The following is a 1,818-nucleotide window of genomic DNA, read 5'->3' as shown; positions in this document are numbered from 1 at the left end:
TAACTATGGATCACCGAGCAGTTGATGGGGCTACCGGTGCAAAATTTCTGAATAGATTGGCATTTATTTTAACTCATTATGATTCACTGCCTATTTAGTTTACAGAAAGGAGAAATTATGACCAAATCATTGTTTATTGACCCTAAAGAAGTGAGAAAAGCGCAATTTCTTAAAATAAAAGACATTCCTCTAAATCAATATAAACCTGCTATAAAAAAGGAATTAGAAAAATTAGGTAAACCAAGACTTATTAATATTTATTATCATATGCTTATCATCCGGGAATTTGAGTCTATGCTTAACTCGATAAAGACGCAAGGTTCTTATCAAGGAATTAAATATAATCACCAAGGCCCTACCCATCTTTCTATTGGGCAAGAAGCAGCGGTAGTTGGTCAATGTGTCCACCTTGCCCCAGAAGATATTATTTTTGGTTCACATCGAAGCCATGGAGAGGTGTTAGCTAAGTGTTTTTCGGCAGTGGATAAGCTCGAAGAAAATAAACTCTATGAAATTATGAAAAACTATATGGAGGGAGATGGTCTCCAAGTAGTAGAAAAAGAACATCAGGGAGATATTAAAGATTTAGCGGAAGATTTTGTGCTTTATGGAGCTTTAGCGGAAATATTTGGTAGGGCTAATGGTTTTAATAGAGGGTTGGGTGGTTCTATGCACCTTTTCTTTTTACCTTTTGGGAGTATGCCTAATAATGCTATTGTAGGTGGATCAGCGGATATTAGTGTAGGTGCCGCACTTTTTAAAAGGATAAATAGGAAGCCAGGAATTGTAATTAATAATATTGGAGATGGAGCTATGGGTTGTGGGCCAGTATGGGAAGCCCTTATGTTAGCTTCTATGGATCAGTATCGGACCCTCTGGGATAAAGAGATTGGTGGTGCTCCTCCAATTTTATTTAACTTTTTTAATAATTTCTATGGTATGGGAGGGCAAACTTTAGGTGAAACAATGGGTTATCAAATTTTAGCCCGAGTCGGAGCGGGGATAAATGCAGAAAATTTACATGCGGAAAGAATCGATGGTTATAATCCTTTAGCAGTAGCTGATGCTATAGAGCGTAAAAAGAAAATACTTTTAGAAGGACAGGGTCCTGTCCTTCTGGACACCATAACCTATCGTATCTCTGGACATTCCCCCTCAGACCATTCTTCTTATAGAACTACTGAAGAAATTAATGCCTGGGAGAAATTAGATGGTATAAAAGAATATGGAGAATATTTAAAAAATAATAAAATTGTCACTCAAAATATTTTAAATAATTTAAAGGAAAAAGTCATCCAAAAGATTACTCATACCGTGAGATTAGCTACTTCTTTAGATATTTCTCCTCGAGTTAACGGTGATTTTATTGATCAGGTAATGTTTTCTAATCAGTACAAAGAAAAGATGGAGGAACGCACGCCGGAAATTTTGATTTCTCCTGATGAAATTCCGCGGGTTAAATCGTTTTCCTATAAATCGCGTTTTGCTTTTGACCAGGATGGTAAATCTTTGCCCAAGACCAAAGTCTTTACCTATCGTGATGCTTTATTTGAAGCGATGCTGTACCGTTTTCTACAAGATCCCACCATGGTAGCCTATGGAGAAGAGAACCGGGATTGGGGAGGGGCTTTTGGAGTTTACCAGGGATTAACTGAGATTTTACCCTACCATCGTTTATTTAACACCCCCATTTCCGAGGGAGCTATTGTAGGTTCAGGAGTAGGATATGCTTTAAGCGGAGGGAGAGCAGTAGTGGAATTAATGTATTGTGATTTCTTGGGCCGGGCAGGAGATGAAATCTTTAACCAAATGGCTAAA

1 protein-coding gene is annotated in these 1,818 nt (G+C 37.7%); it reads left to right on the top strand.

The window, feature by feature from the left end; all coding sequences use genetic code 11:
- Nucleotides 1-117: 117 nt before the first annotated feature.
- Nucleotides 118-1,818: thiamine pyrophosphate-dependent enzyme (locus tag COZ07_RS00935; RefSeq protein ID WP_406606736.1), on the top strand; the 1,701-nt coding region annotated here is incomplete at its 3' end.

The sequence above is a fragment of the Candidatus Infernicultor aquiphilus genome (genome assembly GCF_002784285.1).
In the GTDB taxonomy this organism is placed as follows: domain Bacteria; phylum Atribacterota; class Phoenicimicrobiia; order Phoenicimicrobiales; family Phoenicimicrobiaceae; genus Infernicultor; species Infernicultor aquiphilus.
The sequence above is the reverse complement of the archived record's forward strand: the minus strand, read 5'-3'. Positions and strand labels throughout refer to the sequence as shown.